This window comes from Maricaulis maris (assembly GCF_049116555.1).
Taxonomy (GTDB): domain Bacteria; phylum Pseudomonadota; class Alphaproteobacteria; order Caulobacterales; family Maricaulaceae; genus Maricaulis; species Maricaulis maris_C.
Window position 1 is genome coordinate 1 of record NZ_JAGDYT010000012.1, and the last position, 20,230, is coordinate 20,230.

A 20,230-nucleotide genomic window follows, 5' to 3' on the forward strand; every position below is an offset into this window, starting at 1 on the left:
GCGCCACCCCTCGCGATTTCTGGCTCTCTGAAAATACCCACGGTTTCCAAGCGCAACACGCCTCACCGCGGTTTCCCTCAAGGAAAGGTGTGGGCCAACATGCCTACCCTCAGCAGGGGACCCCGGCGTTCCGTCCATCATCCATGCAAACTCAAATGATTGGTACCCTCGTGTGAACTGTTCAAAGGTCTGCCTCTCATCAGCAGCAGCCGACTCAGCCGCCCACTGGCACCTCCAGTCCCATCTGTCGCCCTCACCGGTGGCATCGACTTTACTCCTGTTCATGAGCAATAAATTGCGACAGCGGTCGAAGGCCGAGAGCAGGTTTTCAGCGCTTTCAAGCAGCGCAAGCTGACCGAACGAAACTTCAGAAACAGTCTGATCATTTTCGTCAACAGAAGACGCATCTCCCACCATCATTTCCAGTGTCTCGTCGAGTTCATGGGAAAATGCAGCAGAGAGACTTTTTGAAATCGCCTTCGCCTCGACCACCACTTTGGTCTGCTCTAACTGATAGTGATAGAAAGCAAAGAGGAGCAATGACAAAAGCCCAAAGCCAACTGGCAACGAGATTGCCGTCACCGTCAGGTGGAGGCGACCAAGATTAAGACCTGACCCGGCAAATCGGAAAGTCAGATAGGGCCAGGTAAGCAGCCCGAGAAAAACCAGGGGAACAGTCCACGCCACGACAAGAAAGGGAGGATTGCGGGTCTCACGGACGATTTTGTCATAAGGCGTCAAACCAACAACAAACCATGTTGCTTGGTTCTGAGTTAGGCGGTTGTCGGTTGTCTGGTTCTGAGTTGACTCCTTTTGACTAGTTGTGTGTTCAGACGCCGTTGGTTGATCCGACGGCTTTAGTTCACAGGATGGATCGCTTACACCGATGGGAAGTCGATAGGGCTGGATTGCGGCTTGGTACTGCTGTCCACCAAGGAAGATTGTTTCAACCCTCGAGTGTGCCAGCGCATCATCCTCAATTGATGCGTTGACTGTCGCCGTCGAGAAGAGTGCGAAAGGCCGTATCTCAGCATCCTTCTCACCGGTTTTAGCGGTACTTGGAGACAAGCCCAACCAATGTGAAAGGTTGTTAACGGTGGAACCTCCGTCCAGGTTTCCAAAGACAATCCGACCATTGCAATCCGCTATGGCGAAGCGCATGTCCTGGCTGCTTCTCGCTGGCACATCGATCAAATCGCCCAGCTGCGCGTTTAGTATGTAGTGGACACCAGACCTTCGCTCCAGTGATCCGCCGAAGTTTCTCAGATCAACACCGGAGCATTTCAATCCCCCCTCTAGGAGCGACTCCCCCATAGCCGAGGTAAATCGGAGGAAAGTTTCCCTACTCTCGCCTAGATCACAATACAGGCTTTCGATCGCACTGGAGGGTGACTCCAATCGCCTGAACCATCTCGTTGCGCGAAGGGTCGACGAGGTATCAGCGTGATCCATAATTTCACTTAGAGGCAATACGCGCAGGCCGGATACTTGTCTGTATTCTCGACTCGAATGATCCGCACCCAACGTCCTATATAGGTTGCTGATGTAAGCGAAATCTTCTGTTTTGTGTTCGATCAATTTGTCAGACATGGCATCATCTAGCTTTTCATCACCTACCCCCTCCCTGCCAAGCTCTTCGATCCTCGCAATTTCTTCGAGCGATATGAACACTGCTGCGTTTGCTTTAGCCAACTTTTCAGCCATTACCGATTTTGCCGTCTCGACTCCTTCTGCCTCTCCGGCTTCAATTGCAGCTAATTTTCCAGCCGCTATTAGTTTGGCAGATTCGATCGCCGCTGACTTTTCAGCTAACGAAATTTTTTGAGCTTTGGTCTCAGCGGCTTTGAGCCTCTCCAAAAATTTCGCTCTTCTAATTGCCTCTGGGTCTTTCTCTTCGCCTTCCACGCAGGGGGCGATACTACGTGCGCTTGCTACATCCCCATCCAGAATACCTCGAAAGACCCGCAGCGCTTCTACAGCTTCATCGACCTCCAGGCGTTCAAATTCACACAAGAACTCGCGATATAGAATGTGCGCATCGCTCGCGAAATCAAGACGACGGTCGCGCCCCTCTACGCCTGCCGGAGTTTCCGTCGCCGACTCCTGCAAACCTATCGCACGCTTAAGAATTTCTTTGTGCAATGAAATCAAACTGATCGCGGTGTTCACGTCAGTCTCATAGTCCGAACCAAATGGCGCTGCTTTGAAATCGGATCGCAGTTCTTCGACAAATCGCTCCAAATTTCTTAGTGCTGCTGACAAATCGTCGGTTTCGACCTGATTCTCTATACATGACTGAACTCTGGCCAGCGCAAAGTCTTCCATGACCTCTTTGAGGACGGCAGACTTGTCCCCTTCTTTCGCAAAAGCACTTGCGGTGCTCACCGAATTCCTCGCCGCAGCCAGTGAGCTGCAAAAAGCACTGGATGCAGCCGTCTCCACGACTGCTTGATAGAGAGGTGCACTCAGTGAGGGAATGAAATCAGTCAGCTCTTCAATGAGTTGATAAAAAACACCTCCACCATCTAGCGCACTCTCATTGAGATAGATGCGAACGAATTGACACTGCCACTCCCACAGAGACGCAAGGCTTCTCACTTGCTGCCGTATCCCATGAGGCGACACCCACCATCTGGCATCTGGATTAACGCGGGAACATGCATCAGGTGTAACAAAACGAGCTGTTGTTGAGCGTGCTTCCCGAGCCCTATTGAGAGACTGCAACGGCTTCGCCATTGGGAGTATTGAGCCATCGGGTGATGTAAGAGGTCTGTCGGGTTTAACCGGAAAAAAGCGCATAATCTGGTGAAGAGCGCTGAAACGATCATCAAGCTGAACAGATATTTCGTTCACCGCACGCAGGCTCCTGCGTGTTTGGAAATCCTGCTGGCCANNGCAACGATCCCCGCGACCATCAAAATGATCCCGACAACCCGAGAAGTGCTCGGCGCGTTCCCCATTGAATTCACCACTCCCCTTGGCAAAATCTTTTCCTTCCTTTATCGTGATACCGTCGTTTTTTTGAGTCAACTTCTATGTGCTCTCGTTTGAATTCGGTGATGTATTCTGAAGACAGAACATCTGTATAAAGATTGTTGAAGGGTGACATGCCTCCGCAGGTTTTCGCTTATTCGCATGCTGGTGGCCTGCCGCCCCCTAAAGATGGCAAGTTTGCGAAACGTTTTTGCGAGCACAGTGTCGGACCTGGTGACCTGACAACATAGGTGTCCTATTTGGGCTTTCTGCTCGTCGCGCAATCAACCTGCGGTTGACCCGACGATCTGTTTCGACTTCACAAGAGAGCTCATCTTTTTTTGTCCGGGATAGGAAGGTTTCTACGGGGATCCAAATCAGCAATCGCTCATAGAGTGCGCAGCTTCAACTCTCCCTTGAAAAAGCGCCAACACATCGGAGGACATAGTGATGAAACTGAACGGTGTAACCGTTGGCCCAATAATCGGCGAAACCACACCGACACGCGTTCGGATATGGGGTCGAGGACAAGGAGACGTTATTGACGGACTTCCAAGGAGGTGCTTTGGCGCGCTGCGTTATGCAAAAGCGGGTAGCGGCGACTGGCACAAACCGGTTCTCTTCAAAATGAACCCCAATTTCGATATGACGGGGATCGCAATCGTCGAGAAACTTGAGCCATCCACTCACTACGAATACCAGATGGGCTACTTTTTCTCCGATGCAGAGATATCCGATGCCGGATTTTCAGGTTCTGATTGGGGGAACATCGACATTGGAGCATNNTTCAAACAGCAAGTGATGATGATACAGAACCTCGCTCACTGGTCATTGGCTCCTGTCGCTATCTTCTAAAAACATTCCTTGGAGATTTTTTTGATGATCGCGGTGACAAGACATTCAGATCAATCCTGGAACAGATTGATAGCGGTAGCCCAGTCCACCAGCTCCTAATGATGGGAGATCAAATCTATGCGGATGATCTAAAGTTCGTCGGGCAAGATCGGTCGGTGGATAAATTCTACAAGAGGTATCGAAGCGCTTTTGGTCAACGATACATCCGCGACCTCATGAGCCGGACGCCAACCTACATGACCCTTGATGATCATGAGATAGAAGACAATTGGCCGACGAAAGCTTGTGATAAGGATTGGAAGACACTTTATCCAAATGCAATTCACGCCTATCAGAGCTACCAACTTTCACACAGCCCGAACATCCCCATAAAGAAGCGACGCCTTACGGGGACGCCCAACCATTTTTGGTATAAATACAGCGATGGGTGCTGCGATATCTTTGTCACCGACTCCAGAACAGAACGTGCCCATTTGGTGGATGGCACTTCCGAGATGATTAGCCAGGAACAAATGTCCGCTCTGAAGCGCTGGCTAAAAGACGCATCAGGTCGGGTGAAGATCGTGGTTACATCTGTTCCATTTGCCCCTGACTCTGCGCAATCGGAATCAAAAGACAAATGGTCAGGGTACCATGCACAGCGGGTTGAACTTCTTGAACATATTGAGACACACCAAATTGAGCGTGTTGTCTTTTTCTCAGGAGATATTCATGCGTCCCTTTCATTGGAACTGGTGTCACCAACCGGACTGAAGGTTCACTCGGTTGTATCTTCTTCCTTCTTCTGGCCCTATCCCCATCCGTCAGCACGACATTTTCGAACTAAGGGCACAATTGACGCGGGCCAAGCGGGCGTCTTTTCCCTTGCCAATCCCAGCAAAGTCGTGGGCGACGACAACTTCACCCGTGTTGAAGTTGCGCCACAAGGGATGGAAATTTCTGTCTATGGGCGCAAAGGCGAGCTAATGGATAGGAGCGTTCGCCAATTCTAGATACGCCCCTATCTCGATCAAACCACACCTGGAATCGGATACGTCGAGCGGCTCTGTCACCAACACATGCCGCGCGGTAGACCACAACAGAATCTCTGGGAAATCTAGAGGGTGGTGGAGCCAGGCGGAATCGAACCGCCGACCTCTTGCATGCCATGCAAGCGCTCTCCCAACTGAGCTATGGCCCCGAAACTCGGGTCACCGTGGGCGTTTGGGAACATGCCCTCGGCGAGAGGCGCGGAACCTAGTCCCGGTTTTCACCGGGATCAAGCCTCTTTTGCGCGGCAAATGCAGCGCCCAGGCGAAGGCCTAGAGATCCTCGTCTTTCTCGATGTTGAAGTCGCCGAGATCATCGTCATCCTCATCATCGATCAGGACGCCCGTTTCATCGTCATCATCATCATCGTCATCATCAACGCCGTCTTCGCTGAACCCGTCCGGCAGGTCGTCGCTCAGGCCTGATGCGTCGTCATCATCATCGTCATCATCCGAGCTGGACAAGGCCGCTTCTGAGTCGACTTCCGGCGTGTCATCCGTCTCGTCGCCATAGCCGTCATCCTCTTCGGTCGAGACGACCTTCTTCGGTGTCTCTTCCTCGTCGTCAGCCTCGAGCTTGGCCTTCAGGCGCGGGTCTTCGCGCTCCGGGTCGAACTCGGTCTCACACTTCGGACATCGGGCCGGACGGCGACCGAGATCGTAGAATTTCGCGCTGCAGCTGGGGCACGCGCGCTTGCTTCCCAATTCAGGCTTGGCCATGGCATCCCTACATAACCAGTTTTCATTTTCGGCGGGACCCGTTGCCACGATCACCGCGCTCTGTCAAAACCTCATCGCCGTATGTCACCTCAAACCTTGCCAATCCGTTGATGACCCCATCCTTGATGCGCCGTGAAGGCGCCATGCGAGCCCTGCCCGCATCCGCCCTGTCCGGTTCCATCAAGGCCCCGGGAGACAAGTCGATTTCCCATCGCGCCTTCATTCTCGGAGGGCTGGCGAACGGCGTGACCGAGGTCAGCGGACTGCTGGAAAGTGACGATGTCATAAATTCCGGCAAAGCTGCAGCCGCGCTTGGCGCGACGGTCGAACATCTCGGACCGGGGCAGTGGCGTATCACCGGAACCGGTGGCCGATTCTCCACTCCGGAGGCCCCGCTCGACTTCGGCAATGCCGGAACCGGTGTTCGTCTGATGATGGGCGCCGTCGCGGGCACAGGCGCTGGTGCTGATTTTGTCGGTGATGAAAGCCTCTCCTCACGACCGATGCGCCGCGTCACCGATCCGCTCGGTGAAATGGGCGCGCGCTTCACGACCACGGATGGCCGGCTGCCCGCGCATCTGGAAGCGGGCCCCCTCACCGGGATCGCGTACACGCCGCCCATCGCGTCGGCCCAGGTGAAGTCGGCGGTCCTGCTTGCCGCGCTTGGCGCAAACGGCACCACGGTCGTGCATGAGCCCCAGATAACCCGCGATCACACCGAGACCATGCTGAAGGCCTTCGGTGTGTCCTTGTCGGTCAAACGCGATGGCCCGTCGGCGACCATAACGCTTGCCGGCCCGCAGACCCTGACTGCCTGCCCGGTTGACGTGCCGGGCGACCCCTCCTCCTCGGCCTTCGCCATGGTCGCTGCGCTGATCGTCCCCGGCTCTGACATCACCCTCACCGGCGTCATGGACAATCCGGCCCGTACCGGGCTGATCGACACGCTTCGGGAAATGGGGGCCGATATCACCCTGACGCCAGGTCCGGAGATGGCTGGCGAGAAGACGATGCATGTCCGCGTGCGCCACACTCAGCTGCGCGGCATCACCGTCCCGGCCGAACGCGCCCCGTCCATGATCGATGAATACCCGGTTCTGTGCGTAGCCGCGGCCTATGCCGAAGGGGTCACCCACATGCCGGGCCTGGAGGAATTACGGGCCAAGGAAAGCGATCGGCTGGCCGGCAGCGCGGCCCTGCTGCGCGCCAATGGCGTCCCGGTCGAGGAGGGCGAGGACAGTCTTGTCGTCACAGGGATGGGTGTCGGCGGCGTCCCGGGCGGCGGCGAGACCCTGACCCATCACGATCACCGGCTTGCCATGAGCGGCCTCGTCATCGGCCTCGGCGCCGGCTCGGCCGCGCGGGTGGATGACATCGCCATGATCGCCACGTCCTATCCGGACTTCTTCGACGACATGGCCGCCCTCGGCGGGGTATTGGAGCCGCTCCCATGATAATCGCGGTCGACGGGCCCCTGGCGTCCGGCAAGGGTACGATTGCCCGGGCCCTGGCCGCGCATTTCGACCTGCCTTATCTCGATACGGGCTCTCTCTACCGCGCCACCGGCGTCGCGGTGCTCGATGCCGGCATAGACCCGACCGATGAAGCCGCCTGTGCGCGCGCGGCGCGGACACTGGACCTGACCGGAATAGACGAGACCCGAATCCGCACTGCAGAGGCCGGCGCCATGGCCTCGCGTGTTGCGGCCCTGCCAGCCGTTCGAAAGGCGCTCTACGAGCTCCAGCGCGACTTCGCGACCCAGCCGGGAGGCGCCATCCTCGACGGCCGCGATATCGGCACGGTCATCTGTCCCGATGCGGATGTGAAGCTCTACATCACCGCCGCCACCGAAACCCGTGCGCGGCGACGCTGGTCGGAATTGGCAGCACGCGGCGAAACGATCACCTTTGAGGATATGCTCGCCCAAACCCGGGAACGGGACCTGCGCGATGCCGAACGCGCTGACGCGCCCATGCGCCCGGCCGAAGACGCGACCTTGCTAGACACGTCATCCTTGAGTATAGACGCGGCCGTTACCGACGCTGTCGCGATTGTGGAAAAACGCCAAAAGACGTGATCCCGTCGACAGCAAGGTGGCAGATAGCCGGGCGTTCAGACGACGGATGCCGTGACCGAATTGCGTCGCGGACCCGTTTCGGCCGCCCACATTGTTTTAATTCCAACCGGCCGAACCCGGCCAAGCGGCGAGACACATAGAAAATCCCGATCTCGCTGCCTCGGAGCAACCCTTTAACATGTCTACAGAAACTCTTACCCCGTCGACTGATGATTTCGCCGCCATGCTGGAAGCCAGCCTGGCCGGACGCGATCTGGCTGAAGGCCAGGTCATCAAAGGCACCGTTACCGCTGTTGAAAATGGCGATGTCGTTGTCGATGTTGGCCTCAAGACCGAAGGTCGCATCCCGCTTCGCGAATTCACCGGCCCGGGCTCTGACGCCCCGAAAGTCGGCGACGATGTCGAAGTTTATCTCGAGCGTATCGAAAACGCCCTCGGCGACGCCATCCTCTCGCGCGACAAGGCTCGCCGCGAAGAGAGCTGGGACCGCCTCGAGAAGTCCTTCGACAAGAAAGAGCCGGTCAACGGCGCTATCGTCGGCCGCGTCAAGGGTGGCTTCACTGTGGATCTGGGTGGCGCTTCCGCCTTCCTGCCGGGCTCCCAGGTTGATATCCGTCCGGTCCGCGATGTCGGCCCGCTGATGAACCAGGAACAGCCGTTCGCGATCCTGAAAATGGACCGTCCGCGCGGCAATATCGTGGTCTCGCGCCGCGCCGTTCTGGAAGAAAGCCGTGCCGAGCAGCGCGCTGAACTCGTCGGCCAGCTGGCCGAGGGCGAAGCCCGTGACGGCGTCGTCAAGAACATCACCGATTACGGTGCATTCGTTGACCTCGGCGGCATTGACGGCCTGCTGCACGTCACTGACATGTCGTGGAGCCGCGTCGGCCACCCGTCTGAAGTGGTGGAAGTCGGCCAGACGGTCAAAGTCCAGATCATCAAGATCAACAAGGAAACCCAGCGCATCTCGCTCGGCATGAAGCAACTCATGTCCGATCCGTGGGAAGGCGTTGCCGCGAAATACCCGGTCGGTGCCACCTTTGAAGGTCGCGTCACCAATATCGCGGAATACGGCGCTTTCGTTGAACTGGAAGAGGGCGTCGAAGGCCTCGTCCACGTTTCCGAAATGTCCTGGACCAAGAAGAACGTCCACCCGGGCAAGATCCTGTCGACCTCCCAGGAAGTCCAGGTCATGGTCCTCGATGTCGACGCCGACAAGCGCCGCATCTCACTGGGCGTCAAGCAGACCCAGCGCAATCCGTGGGAAGTGTTCGCCGAGAACTATCCGTCCGGTACCGCCATCAAGGGCGAGATCAAGAACATCACCGAATTCGGTCTGTTCGTTGGCCTCGACGGCGACATCGACGGCATGGTCCACCTCTCCGACATCTCCTGGGACCAGTCGGGCGAGCAAGCCATCGAAGCCTTCAAAAAGGGCGACATGGTCGACGCGAAAGTCCTCGATGTGGACGTCGAGAAGGAACGCGTTTCCCTCGGCATCAAGCAGCTGGCCGGTGACCCGATGGACAGCTCCGGCGTCGGTCGTGGCGACACCGTCACCTGCACCGTCACCGAAGTGACTTCGGGCGGTATCGAAGTCGCCTTTGGCGATGACAGCCCGGTCAAGGCCTTCATCCGCAAGTCCGACCTCTCCCGCGATCGCGGCGAGCAGCGTCCGGAACGTTTTGCCGTCGGTGACAAGGTTGATGCCCGCATCACCAATATCGACAAGGCCACGCGTCGTATCTCGCTCTCCATCAAGGCGCTCGAGATCTCCGAAGAGCGTGAAGCGGTCGAGCAGTATGGTTCCTCGGATGCCGGCGCTTCGCTGGGTGACATCCTCGGCGCCGCAATGCGCGAGAACACCGAAAACAAGGACGACTGATCCAGCGTCCTTCCCGCAAGGGACATGAAGAACGGCCGGGGCTCATGCTCCGGCCGTTTTTTTGTGACCAATTTTGCGTGTGTGCATTGACGTGAGGGACGCCAGACGTAAGGATTAGGCATTCACACGCGGAGGGTTAGCATGATCAAGTCCGAATTGATCGACAAACTGGCCGAGGCCAATCCCCATCTTTACCACCGAGATGTCGAGCGCGTCGTGAATACCATTCTTGACGGAATCACCGACGCCCTGGCCGAAGGTGACCGTGTCGAGCTTCGCGGTTTTGGTGCCTTTTCCGTCCGCCACCGCCCCTCCCGGGTTGGTCGCAATCCGCGCACCGGCGAGAGTGTTGCGGTGAAGGAGAAGCATGTGCCCTTCTTCAAGACCGGCAAGGAATTGCGCGAACGCGTCGATGCCTCGCGCGAGACCAATCCGGAAATCGCCTGACCAGCAAGGCGATCCCGCGCCTCTTATTGACTCCCTTTACGTCGGCTTAACGCGCTGCGGCGACACTCGTCGCAATGATTGCGTCATCCGTGTCCTCCGCTGTTTCGACCCCGGCCATAGCCCGGGTCGCCAGACCGGTTGCGACCGAGCAGACCAATCGGCTCGCCAGCTGCGGGTCGTGCGGGAGCTCGGCGTGTGGCGGCTGTGAGGGGGCGTCAAAGGCCAGGGGCGGCGAACAGCTTTCTGATGAAGAGCGCAAGCAAGTCGATGCACTCAAGGCGCGCGACCGCGAAGTCCGCGCCCATGAGCGGGCGCACCAGGCCGCCGGCGGTCAGTATGCGGGAGCCGCCAGCTACACGTTCCAGAAGGGCCCGGACGGGCGCGCCTACGCGGTCGGCGGGGAAGTCCCGATTGATGCGGGCGAGATAAAGGGCGACCCGCAGGCCACCATCGAGAAGATGCAACAGGTCAAGGCGGCCGCCCTGGCTCCGGCCGAGCCCTCCGGTCAGGACCGGAAAGTTGCGGCCCTGGCGGACGCCAAGATTGCCCAGGCGCGCGCCGAGCTCAATCGCCGGCAGGGCGAAGACGGCGATGAGGGCAAGGCCGCAGCGCCTGGGGAGAAGCTGCAGCCTTCGCTGAACCAGCAGATCGCGGAAATGCGAAACGCCGACACCTCATCGGACCCGTCGATGCCATCGGCATCGGCATCAACGGTACCGAACGACCTCACCGCCTATGCGGCCAATGCCTATCGGCATCAGGCATCGGCCCTGCCCGCCGGGGCGGCCTGAACCGCCCCTTGAGCCCTTAGACCTTGCGGTTCCAGTCCGCGTGACCGTCCAGCCAGTTGAAGCGGCGCACCATCCAACCCAACCAGTCATGGCGCCCTGAATGCCGCGGAATGACCGCGCTCACACGCTGTGGCTCGGTGGTTTCAATCATCAATTCAACCAATGTCATGGCCGCCTCCTGTTCAAGCGATGACTTGATATAGGTTGCTCAACATGGCAGTGACCAACGAGTTCTCAAGGGTCTGTCATAAGCTGGTTTAATGGATAGAACGCCCCGACTTCCACCGATCAACGCCATCCGCGTCTTCGAGACCGCGGCCCGTCTGGGCAATTTCACCCGCACCGGTGAGGCCCTCGGCATGACCCAGGCGGCGGTAAGCTATCAGATCAAACTGCTGGAAGACCGGCTCGGATTTTCCCTGTTCGACCGCAAGCCGCGTCATGTCGAGCTGACCGCGCGCGGCGCCCGCCTCGCCCGCGGCACATCCGAGGCCTTCCGCCTGCTGGAACGCACCTTCCGCGATGTCCGCGAGGATCGTGACAGCGTGCTTTCGCTGACCGCCCTGCCGACCTTCTGCTCGAACTGGCTGGTCCCGCGGCTTGGCGCTTTCCAGTTGGACAATCCCGACCTCGCCGTGCGCATCGACAGTCGCGCCGACATGGTCGACATCAAGGCCGGTGAGGCCGATATCGGCATCCGCATCGGCAAGGGTCAATGGCCAGGCCTGGAAGCGCGACGTCTGTTCGGTGACACAACGGCACCGCTGGTCTCGCGCGCAGCGCTGGAGCGCTTTGGCCCGTTCGACACACCGAACGACCTGCTCAGACTGCGCCTCTTTGGTCCAATCAGCTGGTGGCGCGACTGGCTTGACCAGGCCGGTGGTGATCCGTCCCGTCTGCCCGACCGCCCGGCGCTCGAACTCGAAACCCAGACCATGGAGGTTTCCGCCGCCATTGCCTCAGGCGACGCCGCGGTCATGGTCACCCCGATCTATTTCGCCGAACAGATCGCCTCGGGCGCCCTCATCGAGCCCTTCTTGACGGAGCTCGATCATGGCGACGCCCATTACATGGTCTTCGATCCGAACCGCGCGAAAGAGCCCAAGATCAAGGCCTTTATCGACTGGATGCTGTTCCAGCCCATGGCGTTTTGCCTCAATCGGCAGGAACCGGCTTTCCCGGAAGCCGGGAAGCCGGTGGGCTAATTGCGCAAGGCCGTGATGCTCTCCAAGAGCATGGATGCGTTAAACGCGGCGAGGCTGACCGCGTCTGTGTCCGGGCATATATTGTCAGTATTGTTGGTGATGGCCACATACTCCCGGGCAGCCCGTTCAATCGCGTCGAGCTCGTCGAGCGTCAGGTCTCCGGAAATATAAGTGACGCCCGCCAGAATGCCCGGTGCACGCTCAACATTGCGCGTCGCGGCGAAACCGGCCTCGCCGCAGTCGTCGACAGTGCGCAAGGTCTCGCTCATCTCCTCGATCGCTGCGATCGCGGCGTCAGCTCCGGAAAGGGGGGCCTCATTACCAGCCGAACACCCGGCCAGGGCGAGCGCCAGAACGGATAGCAAGATTTTCGCCTTCGCCACACATGCCTCCAAGATTGCCCAAGCGTGAATGACAAGTTTAGCGAGGTGGCAAGTCTGCCGCAAATTGCGCGTCAATATGCATTTGACCGACGTGAGGCGGCGGCGGCGCTTCCCCTCACACCGAGAAGCCGCTAACCGGTAAACCATGACCGACATCAAGTTCTGCGGATTGAAGACCGGACGGGACATCGCGGCGGCCGAGACGGCAGGCGCGCGCTGGACCGGGTATGTGATATTTCCAAAGAGCCCGCGCCATGTCTCCCCGACGCTGGCCGGGGAGCTGTGCCATCTGGCAAAGTCGAGCGAGACCGTGGCGGTGACGGTCAATCCGGATGACGACTTGCTGGCGCAGATCCGCGATGCCATGCGCCCGGACTGGATCCAGCTGCACGGATCCGAGACGCCGCAGCGTGTCGTGCAGGCCCGAGCCTACGCAAAGCGGGGCATTATCAAGGCCTTGCCGATCGCCGAAGCGCGTGACCTGGAGGCGGCGAAACCCTATGACCGCATCGCCGATATGCTGCTTTTTGATGCCAAACCGCCGGCCGGGGCCGATCGACCCGGCGGGCTGGGTCATGGCTATGACTATTCTTTGCTGAAATCTCTGCAGATTTCCGTGCCCTGGCTCTTGTCCGGCGGGCTTGATGACACCAATGTCTGCGCCGCTGTCTCGGCTGCCGGAGCCGGGGCGGTGGATGTATCTTCCGGTATCGAAAGCGCACCTGGCATCAAGGATCCGGGTCGTCTTGCCGGCTTCGCGGCTGCCCTCGCAGCCTGCTGAGCCCCACCCCAGCGCACAAGGAGCGTGCCATGAGCGAAACCGCCTCTGCCGACACACGACCGAATGCGCTTTCGGCCTGGCCGGATGTGGATGGCCGCTTTGGCGATTTCGGAGGCCGCTTCGTCGCCGAAACCCTGATGCCGAACATTCTCGAGCTGGAAAAAGCCTATCAGACGGCCAAGACTGACCCTGCCTTCAGGGCCGAGATGGACCTTTTCCTCAAGGATTATGTCGGCAAGCCGAGCCCGATCTATTTCGCCGAGCGCCTGACGGAAGAATTCGGTGGCGCCAGGACCTGGTTCAAGCGCGACGAGCTCAACCACACCGGCAGCCACAAGATCAATAACTGCCTCGGCCAGGTCCTTCTGGCCAAGCGCATGGGCAAGACCCGGATCATCGCCGAGACCGGCGCCGGCCAGCATGGCGTGGCGACAGCGACCGTGGCGGCACGCTTCGGCATTCCCTGTACCGTCTTCATGGGCGCGACCGATGTCGAGCGCCAGGCCCCGAATGTCTTCCGCATGAAGCTGCTGGGCGCCGAAGTCATCCCGGTGACCTCCGGCACAGGCACGCTGAAGGACGCGATGAATGAGGCGCTGCGGGACTGGGTCACCAATGTCTCGGACACCTTCTACGTCATCGGCACGGTTGCCGGGCCGCACCCCTATCCGGCCATGGTCCGTGACTTCCAGTCGATCATCGGCCGCGAGGCCCGCGCCCAGATGATGGAGCGGCTCGGACGGCTTCCCGATGCGTGTGTGGCCTGTATCGGCGGTGGCTCGAATGCGATGGGGCTGTTCCATCCCTTCATCGAGGATGAGGATGTCCGTCTGATCGGTGTCGAAGCGGCCGGCCTGGGCGTGGAGACCGGCAAGCATGCCGCCTCACTGAAAGGCGGCCGCCCTGGCATCCTGCACGGCAACAAGACCTATCTTTTACAGGATGATGACGGCCAGATCATCGACGCCCACTCGATCTCGGCCGGGCTCGACTATCCGGGGATCGGTCCCGAGCACGCCTTCCTGCACGACATGAAACGCGCCGAATACGTCTCCGCGACGGATGAGGAGGCGATGGAGATGTTCCAGCTCTGCACCAAGCTGGAAGGCATCATCCCGGCCCTTGAACCCGCCCACGCCCTCGCCCGCGTCCGCGACCTGGCAAAGGAGCTGGGCCCTGACGGGGTGATCCTGATGAATATGTGCGGCCGCGGCGACAAGGACGTGCCGCAAGTGGCGCGCATGCTGGGGGTGGAGCTGTAGCACTTTATAGTTGTGTTCTTTTTATGTTCTCGCATAATGCGAGCGGGAACAGATTGCAGGAAACTACAATTGTAGCTACGCTTCATGGAGTTCGAATGGGATCCGGCCAAGGATGAGGCCAACCAGCGCAAGCATGGGCTGAGTTTTGGGGAAGCTGCCTTCATCTTCGAGGGACGCGTCCTCACGCAGCCGGCCCGCCGCGGTCGCGATGGAGAAGCACGGTTCTTTTCGATTGGACTCCTGGGTGAGCGCGCCATCGCCGTCATCCACACAGAGCGAAACGGGGTGATTCGGATCATTTCCGCCCGCCCCGCCAAGAAGAAGGAAAGGCGCCTCCATCATGGCCATGATCCGCAAAAAGCTGAGTGACCTTGAACCCGTCTCGGAGGAGCGACTTCGCGAATTGGCAGCCATCCCCGACGACAAGATCGACGTCTCCGACATACCCGAACTCGACGAGGCCTGGTTCGCTGAAGCCACGCTCTGGACCCCGCCGTCGAAGAAACAGGTCACCTTGCGGCTTGACGACGACATCATCGCCTTCTTCAAGGAGAGCGGAAAAGGCTATCAGACCCGGATGAATGCCGTGCTGCGGGCCTTTGTGGATGCAAAGAAGAAGCAGGCATGAGTAGGGCCATCAAGAATCTTGAAGGCGCCCAACCGTCGGCGCAGAGCGGCCGCGGCGACACTGGCGCGCCGCAGGTGGCACGCCAACTGGGGCTGGAGTTGTGATCGGGGCTCTGGTCGCAGGCCTGCTGGTGCTCGACGACAGCCCCTCTCAGTTTGAGCGCGAACTGGGTTTCGCACTGCCCTACCCGTATTCATGGCAGAGCAGCATCACGCCAGTGGAGCCCATTTTCGTCCACTGCAGCGAACCGGCAGGCAGTGGATGTCCCCACGGCCAAGTCTCGCACTGGGACTATACAGGCACCGTCGGTCGTGCGCTTTACGCCCCGCACTGGCAGGATGCCCCCGGATTCTATGCCTTGCTTGAAGCCTACGGATGGACTCCTGTTGAATGGCAACAAGTCGGCCCCGGAAACAACGGCACGAATTTGATCCGCATCCCGGTTGCCTATGAGCTGACAACCCGAACCGATACGGGCGTCTGCTATCGACGGCTTGAACGGGACACTGGCTATCTCGATGCCATCGGCGTGTCCCTCCATCTATACCCCTGCGAGACCGAATAATGACCAACCGCCTCACCACCCGCTTCGCCGAGCTTGCCGCCTATGACCGTGCCGGCTTCGTCGCCTACATGATGGCCGGCGATGGCGACAGTCAGGGCTTGCTCAATGCGCTGCCCGCTGCCGGGGCCGATGTGATCGAGCTGGGCATGCCCTTTACCGATCCGATGGCCGATGGCCCCTCCATCCAGGCGTCGGCGCTGCGGGCGCTGGAAGCCGGGATGACGCTGAAGGGCACGCTGGTCCAGGCGTCGGCCTTCCGGAAGACCGACAAGGACACGCCGATCGTCCTGATGGGCTATGCCAATCCGATCTTCTCGATGGGCTGGGACGTGTTCGCCAAGGCAGCCGCCAAGGCCGGTGTCGACGGGTTGATCTGTGTCGACATCCCGCCGGAGGAAGACAATGAGCTGCGCACCGCATTGGAAAAGGCCGGCATCGCGCTGATCCGCCTGGCCACGCCAACCACCGATGATGACCGTCTGGCGACTGTGGTCGCCAATACGGCGGGCTTCGTTTATTACGTCTCCACGACAGGGGTGACCGGGGCCGGAACCGGCGTGGTCACCGAGGTTGGCGCCGCTGTCGACCGGGTCAAGGCCGCGTCCGGCCTGCCGGTTGCCGTGGGCTTTGGCGTTCGCGAGCCGGAACAGGCGCAAGCGATTGCCAAGCGGGCCGATGCTGTCGTGGTCGGATCGGCCATTGTCGACGCCATGCATGAGGGCGGTGTCGACGGCGCGACCGGTCTGGTGAAACGACTGGCCTCGGCGGTGCATACCGCCCGGAGCCAGAAAAACTAGACCTTAGGGTCAAGGGACAGGCCTTGCGGCCGCAGAGTACGGAAGACGCAATGACCGAGAAGTCGAACGGATTGAACTGGCTGTCGAAAATCACGCCGCCGGGCATGTCGAAAATCTTTTCCAAGCGCGACACGCCGGACAATCTCTGGGTCAAATGCCCGATCTCCAAGGAGATGGTCTTCCACAAGGATCTGGAAGCGGGGATGTTCGTGACCCCGGCCGGTCACCATATGCGGATCACCCCGGCCTATCGTTTCCAGTTCACCTTCGACGGCGACTACACTGAGGTCGATACGCCGGAAGTGGCCAAGGACCCGCTCAAATTCCGCGACGACAAGCCTTATACGACCCGTCTGGCCGCGGCCCGCAAGAAGACCGGGCGCGATGATTCCATGGCGATCGCGCACGGCCAGATCGGCGGCCTCGATGCCGTCGCCCTGGTTCAGAATTTCGCCTTCATGGGCGGCTCGCTCGGCATGGCTGCCGGCGAGAGCTTCATCAAGGCGGCCGAGCTTGCCCTGTCACGCAAGGCGCCGCTCATCGTCTTCACCGCAGCTGGCGGTGCGCGCATGCAGGAAGGCGCCTTGTCGCTGATGCAGATGCCGCGCACGACGCTGGCCGTCGACATGCTGCGCGAAGCCGGCCTGCCCTATATCGTGGTCCTGACCGATCCGACCACGGGCGGCGTGACCGCTTCCTACGCGATGCTGGGCGATGTCCATATCGCCGAGCCGGGCGCCCTGATCGGCTTCGCCGGTCCGCGCGTGATCGAGCAGACCATTCGCGAAAAACTGCCGGAAGGATTCCAGCGTGCCGAATACCTGCTGGAAAAGGGCATGGTCGACAAAGTCGTGCATCGCGCCGACATTCCCGCTACACTGGCCCGGATGTTGAGGGTCATGATGAAGAAGCCCGGCACCTCCATGCCAGTCTCCCTCACCCCGCCGCCACCTGATCATGTGGTGACCGACGGGGGGAGCCATTAGCACGCGTCGACAAGCCCTCGACGACGCGCTGGCGCGCCTTGCGCGCCTGCACCCCCGGAAAATTGATCTCTCCCTGGGCCGTCTTCAGCGGCTTCTGGCCGCACTCGGCTCGCCGCAGGACAGCCTGCCGCCGACCATCCATGTCGCCGGGACCAATGGCAAAGGCTCGCTTTGCGCCTTCCTGGCAGAAATGGCACGCGCCAAGGGCGAGCGCGTCCATATCTATACCTCACCCCATCTGGTCAACTTCAATGAGCGCATCCTGCTCGATTCCAGACCGGTGGATGACCGCACCCTGATCGAGGCCTTCGCCCGTTGCGAAGCCGCCAATTTCGGCGAGCCCATAACCTTCTTCGAGATCACAACCGCGGCCGCCTTCCTGCTCTTCTCGGAACACCCCGCCGACCGGCTCATTCTGGAAGTCGGCATGGGCGGGCGGCTGGACGCGACCAATGTCATTGCCAAGCCGGCGCTCAGCGTAATCACGCCGGTCAGCCTCGACCATCAGGAATTCCTGGGCGACGAGCTCGCCGACATTGCCCGCATCAAGGCCGGTATCTGCAAGTTCGGCATTCCGGCCGTGATCGCCAGCCAGGGCGATGTCGCCGAAGCCGCCATCCTCGACGAAGCCCAGAAAGTTGGCGCACCGACCTATGTCTGGGGCCGCGACTACAATGCCTACATGCAGCACGGGCGACTGGTCTTCGAGAATGAGACCCAGGTCTGGGATTTGCCGGCGCCGGGCCTGCTCGGCCCGCATCAGATCCTCAATGCCGGCGCCGCAGCGGCCTGTGCTGCTGTCCTGCAATGGCCGGAGGAAGCCGTCGCCAAGGGAATTGGCGATGCGCGCTGGCCCGGACGGCTGCAACGCGTCTCGACCGGCCCGATCGGCGATATAGCCCGTACGGTCGAGGCCGAGCTCTGGCTCGACAGCGGTCACAATGAGGCGGCCGCCAAGGCCCTTTCCCATGCGCTCGCCGACATGGATGAGCGCGAGGACCGGCCGCTGGTCATCATTGCCGGCTTTACCCCGGGCAAGGATGTGGAAGCCTGGTGCAGCCAGTTCGCCGGTCTGGCCCGACGCCTGATTGCGGTGGAATTCAAGTCCGGCCGTGGCGGTTCGCAACCGGTCGACGAAGTCGTGGCCGCGTCCAAACGCGCCGGTCTCGACGCCTGTTCCGCCTCCGGGCTGATCCCGGCAATGAAGAATGCGGTCAAGGAAACACCCTCACCGCGAATCCTGGTCAGCGGCTCGCTCTATCTGGTCGGCGAAGCGCTGGCCCTGGGCGACGAACCCCCGCACCTCACGCCAGGCTGACGGCCAGGGCCGCATTACCGCATCCAAAACCGGTCTCGGAGGCATCTAGTCCACAACGGGCTCGGGCGCCCTTTGGAGACAGAGCTTCATGACGTACTCAATCATGGCCGCCGGCCTTCTGGCGCTGGTTCAAGCTGCGACGCCGGCCGACCCGGTGCCGGACATTACCGACATGCAGCCGGTCGCCAACGCAATCACGGCGCTGATGCGGGATCACCACTACAATCCCGATGAGCTGGATGCCCCGGCCTATCAAGCGGTCGAGACGGCCATGCTGGAACTCGGAACCGAGGCCTCAAATCGCGCCGATTTCCTCACCGGCTTTCACGCGATCTGGGCCGACGCGCCCTTCTCGCACGTCAACCTGTCGGAAGCCCAGGGCACCGCCGAACAGATGGCGGCCTATGTCGACACGCTTCGCATCGGCGGAGGCGGCGCCACGCTCAACTGGCAAGGCGAAACGGCGATCCTGACAGTCACCACCATGATGGGGCAGGACACGATCGAGGAGATCCATGCGGCCTATGCCGAGATCGCTGCGCAAGGCGCCGAAGCGCTGGTGATCGATCTGCGCGAGAATGGTGGCGGCGCCTTCGCGGTGCTCCCGCTTGTCCGCCACGTGCTGGCCGAGCCGCTCGAAGCGGGCATCTTCGTGTCCCAGCCGTGGAGCGCCGCGCATGATCGCACGCCGACCGCAGCCGATATCGCCGGCATCCCCTCCTGGGAAGGCTGGTCGCTGCGCTCCTTCTGGCAGGCCGTCCAGGTCAATGCCCTGACACCCATCCGTTTCGATCCGGTCTCCGAGCACCGCTATGACGGTCCGGTCTATGTCCTGATCAGCGCAACGACAGCCAGCGCGGCCGAGATGGCCGCCGACGCCCTGAAAGCCTCCGGTCGCGCCGTATTGATTGGCGAGCAAACCGCCGGAGAAATGCTGTCCCAAACCGTGTTTGACCTGCCGGAAGGCCTGCAGCTCTGGCTGCCTATTGCGGACTACTATTCCGTCGCGCATGGCCGGATCGAAGGCAATGGCGTGACCCCCGATATCCGGGCGGAGGCGGATCAGGCCGATGATGTGGCCTTCGGTCTCATCAACGACGACTGAGCCGCTTGCGCGCCACAGAAAAAAGCGGGCCCTCCACATGGAGGGCCCGCTTTCCTGTGTCAGTGAAGCAGGACGCGCCTAGAGCGTTTCCTGAACCCATTCCGAAATCTTGCCCTTGGCCATGGCACCGATCTTCGTGGAGACGACCTGGCCGTCCTTGAAGATCATCAGGGTCGGAATGCCGCGCACGCCATACTTGCCAGGCGTCATCGGATGATCGTCGATATTCACCTTGGCCACTGTCAGTGCGCCGGACATTTCTTCAGCGATCTCTTCGAGCGCCGGGGATATCTGTTTGCACGGACCACACCATTCTGCCCAGAAGTCCACAAGGACCGGGCCAGTGGCATTGATCACGTCACTCTCGAAGGATTCATCGCTGACCGCTTTGGTCGCCATGGGACACTCCTTTGCTGGAACGAATCCG

The 20,230-nt window shown here is 60.2% G+C and carries 21 protein-coding genes and 1 tRNA gene; 16 read left to right on the plus strand and 6 right to left on the minus strand.

The window, feature by feature from the left end; translation table 11 throughout:
- Positions 1-2,598 (minus strand): hypothetical protein (locus JXQ94_RS12935; protein ID WP_421924210.1); only part of this gene is annotated, 2,598 nt, incomplete at its 3' end.
- Between the two features lie 1,331 nt (positions 2,599-3,929).
- Between JXQ94_RS12935 and JXQ94_RS12940 the strand changes: the two genes are divergently transcribed.
- Positions 3,930-4,820 carry an alkaline phosphatase D family protein gene (locus JXQ94_RS12940; protein ID WP_421924294.1) on the plus strand — a complete coding sequence of 297 codons (891 nt, stop codon included), beginning with the start codon at positions 3,930-3,932 and terminating at the stop codon, positions 4,818-4,820.
- 112 nt (positions 4,821-4,932) lie between these two features.
- Here JXQ94_RS12940 and JXQ94_RS12945 read toward each other — a convergent pair.
- Positions 4,933-5,008, minus strand: a tRNA-Ala gene (locus JXQ94_RS12945).
- A gap of 121 nt (positions 5,009-5,129) precedes the next feature.
- On the minus strand, positions 5,130-5,576 hold the full coding sequence (locus JXQ94_RS12950) for a TIGR02300 family protein (RefSeq protein WP_421924211.1): 447 nt from the start codon (positions 5,574-5,576) through the stop codon (positions 5,130-5,132).
- A gap of 110 nt (positions 5,577-5,686) precedes the next feature.
- On the opposite strand from JXQ94_RS12950, the gene aroA reads away from it, so the two are divergent.
- From aroA to JXQ94_RS12975, 5 genes are all read left to right on the plus strand, one after another.
- The gene (gene aroA, locus JXQ94_RS12955) at positions 5,687-7,030 is read left to right on the plus strand and encodes a 3-phosphoshikimate 1-carboxyvinyltransferase (RefSeq protein WP_421924212.1); all 1,344 of its coding nucleotides are present in this window, start codon (positions 5,687-5,689) and stop codon (positions 7,028-7,030) included.
- Complete coding sequence (cmk, locus tag JXQ94_RS12960) at positions 7,027-7,653, plus strand: (d)CMP kinase (protein ID WP_421924214.1); 627 nt, start codon at positions 7,027-7,029, stop codon at positions 7,651-7,653. Before aroA ends, cmk begins: the two co-directional genes overlap by 4 nt.
- A 136-nt stretch (positions 7,654-7,789) precedes the next feature.
- Positions 7,790-9,535, plus strand: a complete 1,746-nt coding sequence (rpsA, locus tag JXQ94_RS12965; RefSeq protein WP_295690674.1) for a 30S ribosomal protein S1 — start codon at positions 7,790-7,792, stop codon at positions 9,533-9,535.
- Positions 9,536-9,676: 141 nt separating this feature from the next.
- Positions 9,677-9,982 carry an integration host factor subunit beta gene (locus tag JXQ94_RS12970; protein ID WP_295690633.1) on the plus strand — a complete coding sequence of 102 codons (306 nt, stop codon included), beginning with the start codon at positions 9,677-9,679 and terminating at the stop codon, positions 9,980-9,982.
- An 89-nt stretch (positions 9,983-10,071) separates the two neighbouring features.
- Entirely contained in the window at positions 10,072-10,773 is a 702-nt protein-coding gene (locus tag JXQ94_RS12975) for a putative metalloprotease CJM1_0395 family protein (protein ID WP_421924215.1), read from the plus strand.
- A gap of 16 nt (positions 10,774-10,789) precedes the next feature.
- Here the strand turns inward: JXQ94_RS12975 and JXQ94_RS12980 are convergent, their stop codons facing one another.
- A complete protein-coding gene (locus tag JXQ94_RS12980; RefSeq protein ID WP_421924216.1) occupies positions 10,790-10,942 on the minus strand; it encodes a hypothetical protein in 153 nt (50 codons plus the stop codon).
- Positions 10,943-11,033: 91 nt separating this feature from the next.
- On the opposite strand from JXQ94_RS12980, the gene JXQ94_RS12985 reads away from it, so the two are divergent.
- Positions 11,034-11,978 (plus strand): LysR substrate-binding domain-containing protein, encoded by a 945-nt coding sequence (locus tag JXQ94_RS12985; RefSeq protein WP_421924218.1) that lies wholly within the window; start codon positions 11,034-11,036, stop codon positions 11,976-11,978.
- On the opposite strand, the gene JXQ94_RS12990 is transcribed toward JXQ94_RS12985, so the two are convergent.
- The gene (locus tag JXQ94_RS12990; RefSeq protein WP_421924219.1) at positions 11,975-12,361 is read right to left on the minus strand and encodes a hypothetical protein; all 387 of its coding nucleotides are present in this window, start codon (positions 12,359-12,361) and stop codon (positions 11,975-11,977) included. The two genes, JXQ94_RS12985 and JXQ94_RS12990, sit on opposite strands and share 4 nt — an antisense overlap.
- 145 nt (positions 12,362-12,506) lie before the next feature.
- Between JXQ94_RS12990 and JXQ94_RS12995 the strand changes: the two genes are divergently transcribed.
- The 9 genes from JXQ94_RS12995 (at position 12,507) to JXQ94_RS13035 (ending at position 19,803) form a co-directional block, all read left to right on the plus strand.
- The gene (locus tag JXQ94_RS12995; protein WP_421924220.1) at positions 12,507-13,142 is read left to right on the plus strand and encodes a phosphoribosylanthranilate isomerase; all 636 of its coding nucleotides are present in this window, start codon (positions 12,507-12,509) and stop codon (positions 13,140-13,142) included.
- A 29-nt stretch (positions 13,143-13,171) separates the two neighbouring features.
- A complete protein-coding gene (gene trpB, locus JXQ94_RS13000) occupies positions 13,172-14,404 on the plus strand; it encodes a tryptophan synthase subunit beta (protein WP_421924221.1) in 1,233 nt (410 codons plus the stop codon).
- 84 nt (positions 14,405-14,488) lie between these two features.
- Positions 14,489-14,773 (plus strand): BrnT family toxin, encoded by a 285-nt coding sequence (locus JXQ94_RS13005; protein ID WP_421924222.1) that lies wholly within the window; start codon positions 14,489-14,491, stop codon positions 14,771-14,773.
- Complete coding sequence (locus tag JXQ94_RS13010) at positions 14,751-15,032, plus strand: BrnA antitoxin family protein (protein ID WP_421924223.1); 282 nt, start codon at positions 14,751-14,753, stop codon at positions 15,030-15,032. Before JXQ94_RS13005 ends, JXQ94_RS13010 begins: the two co-directional genes overlap by 23 nt.
- Positions 15,033-15,132: 100 nt before the next feature.
- The gene (locus JXQ94_RS13015) at positions 15,133-15,597 is read left to right on the plus strand and encodes a hypothetical protein (protein ID WP_421924224.1); all 465 of its coding nucleotides are present in this window, start codon (positions 15,133-15,135) and stop codon (positions 15,595-15,597) included.
- Entirely contained in the window at positions 15,594-16,394 is an 801-nt protein-coding gene (trpA, locus tag JXQ94_RS13020) for a tryptophan synthase subunit alpha (RefSeq protein ID WP_421924295.1), read from the plus strand. Before JXQ94_RS13015 ends, trpA begins: the two co-directional genes overlap by 4 nt.
- A 50-nt stretch (positions 16,395-16,444) precedes the next feature.
- A complete protein-coding gene (accD, locus tag JXQ94_RS13025; RefSeq protein ID WP_421924225.1) occupies positions 16,445-17,380 on the plus strand; it encodes an acetyl-CoA carboxylase, carboxyltransferase subunit beta in 936 nt (311 codons plus the stop codon).
- 61 nt (positions 17,381-17,441) lie between these two features.
- Positions 17,442-18,698, plus strand: a complete 1,257-nt coding sequence (locus JXQ94_RS13030) for a bifunctional folylpolyglutamate synthase/dihydrofolate synthase (RefSeq protein WP_421924296.1) — start codon at positions 17,442-17,444, stop codon at positions 18,696-18,698.
- Between the two features lie 88 nt (positions 18,699-18,786).
- The gene (locus JXQ94_RS13035) at positions 18,787-19,803 is read left to right on the plus strand and encodes a S41 family peptidase (protein WP_421924226.1); all 1,017 of its coding nucleotides are present in this window, start codon (positions 18,787-18,789) and stop codon (positions 19,801-19,803) included.
- 78 nt (positions 19,804-19,881) lie between these two features.
- On the opposite strand, the gene trxA is transcribed toward JXQ94_RS13035, so the two are convergent.
- Entirely contained in the window at positions 19,882-20,202 is a 321-nt protein-coding gene (trxA, locus tag JXQ94_RS13040; RefSeq protein ID WP_297736316.1) for a thioredoxin TrxA, read from the minus strand.
- Positions 20,203-20,230 lie beyond the last annotated feature (28 nt).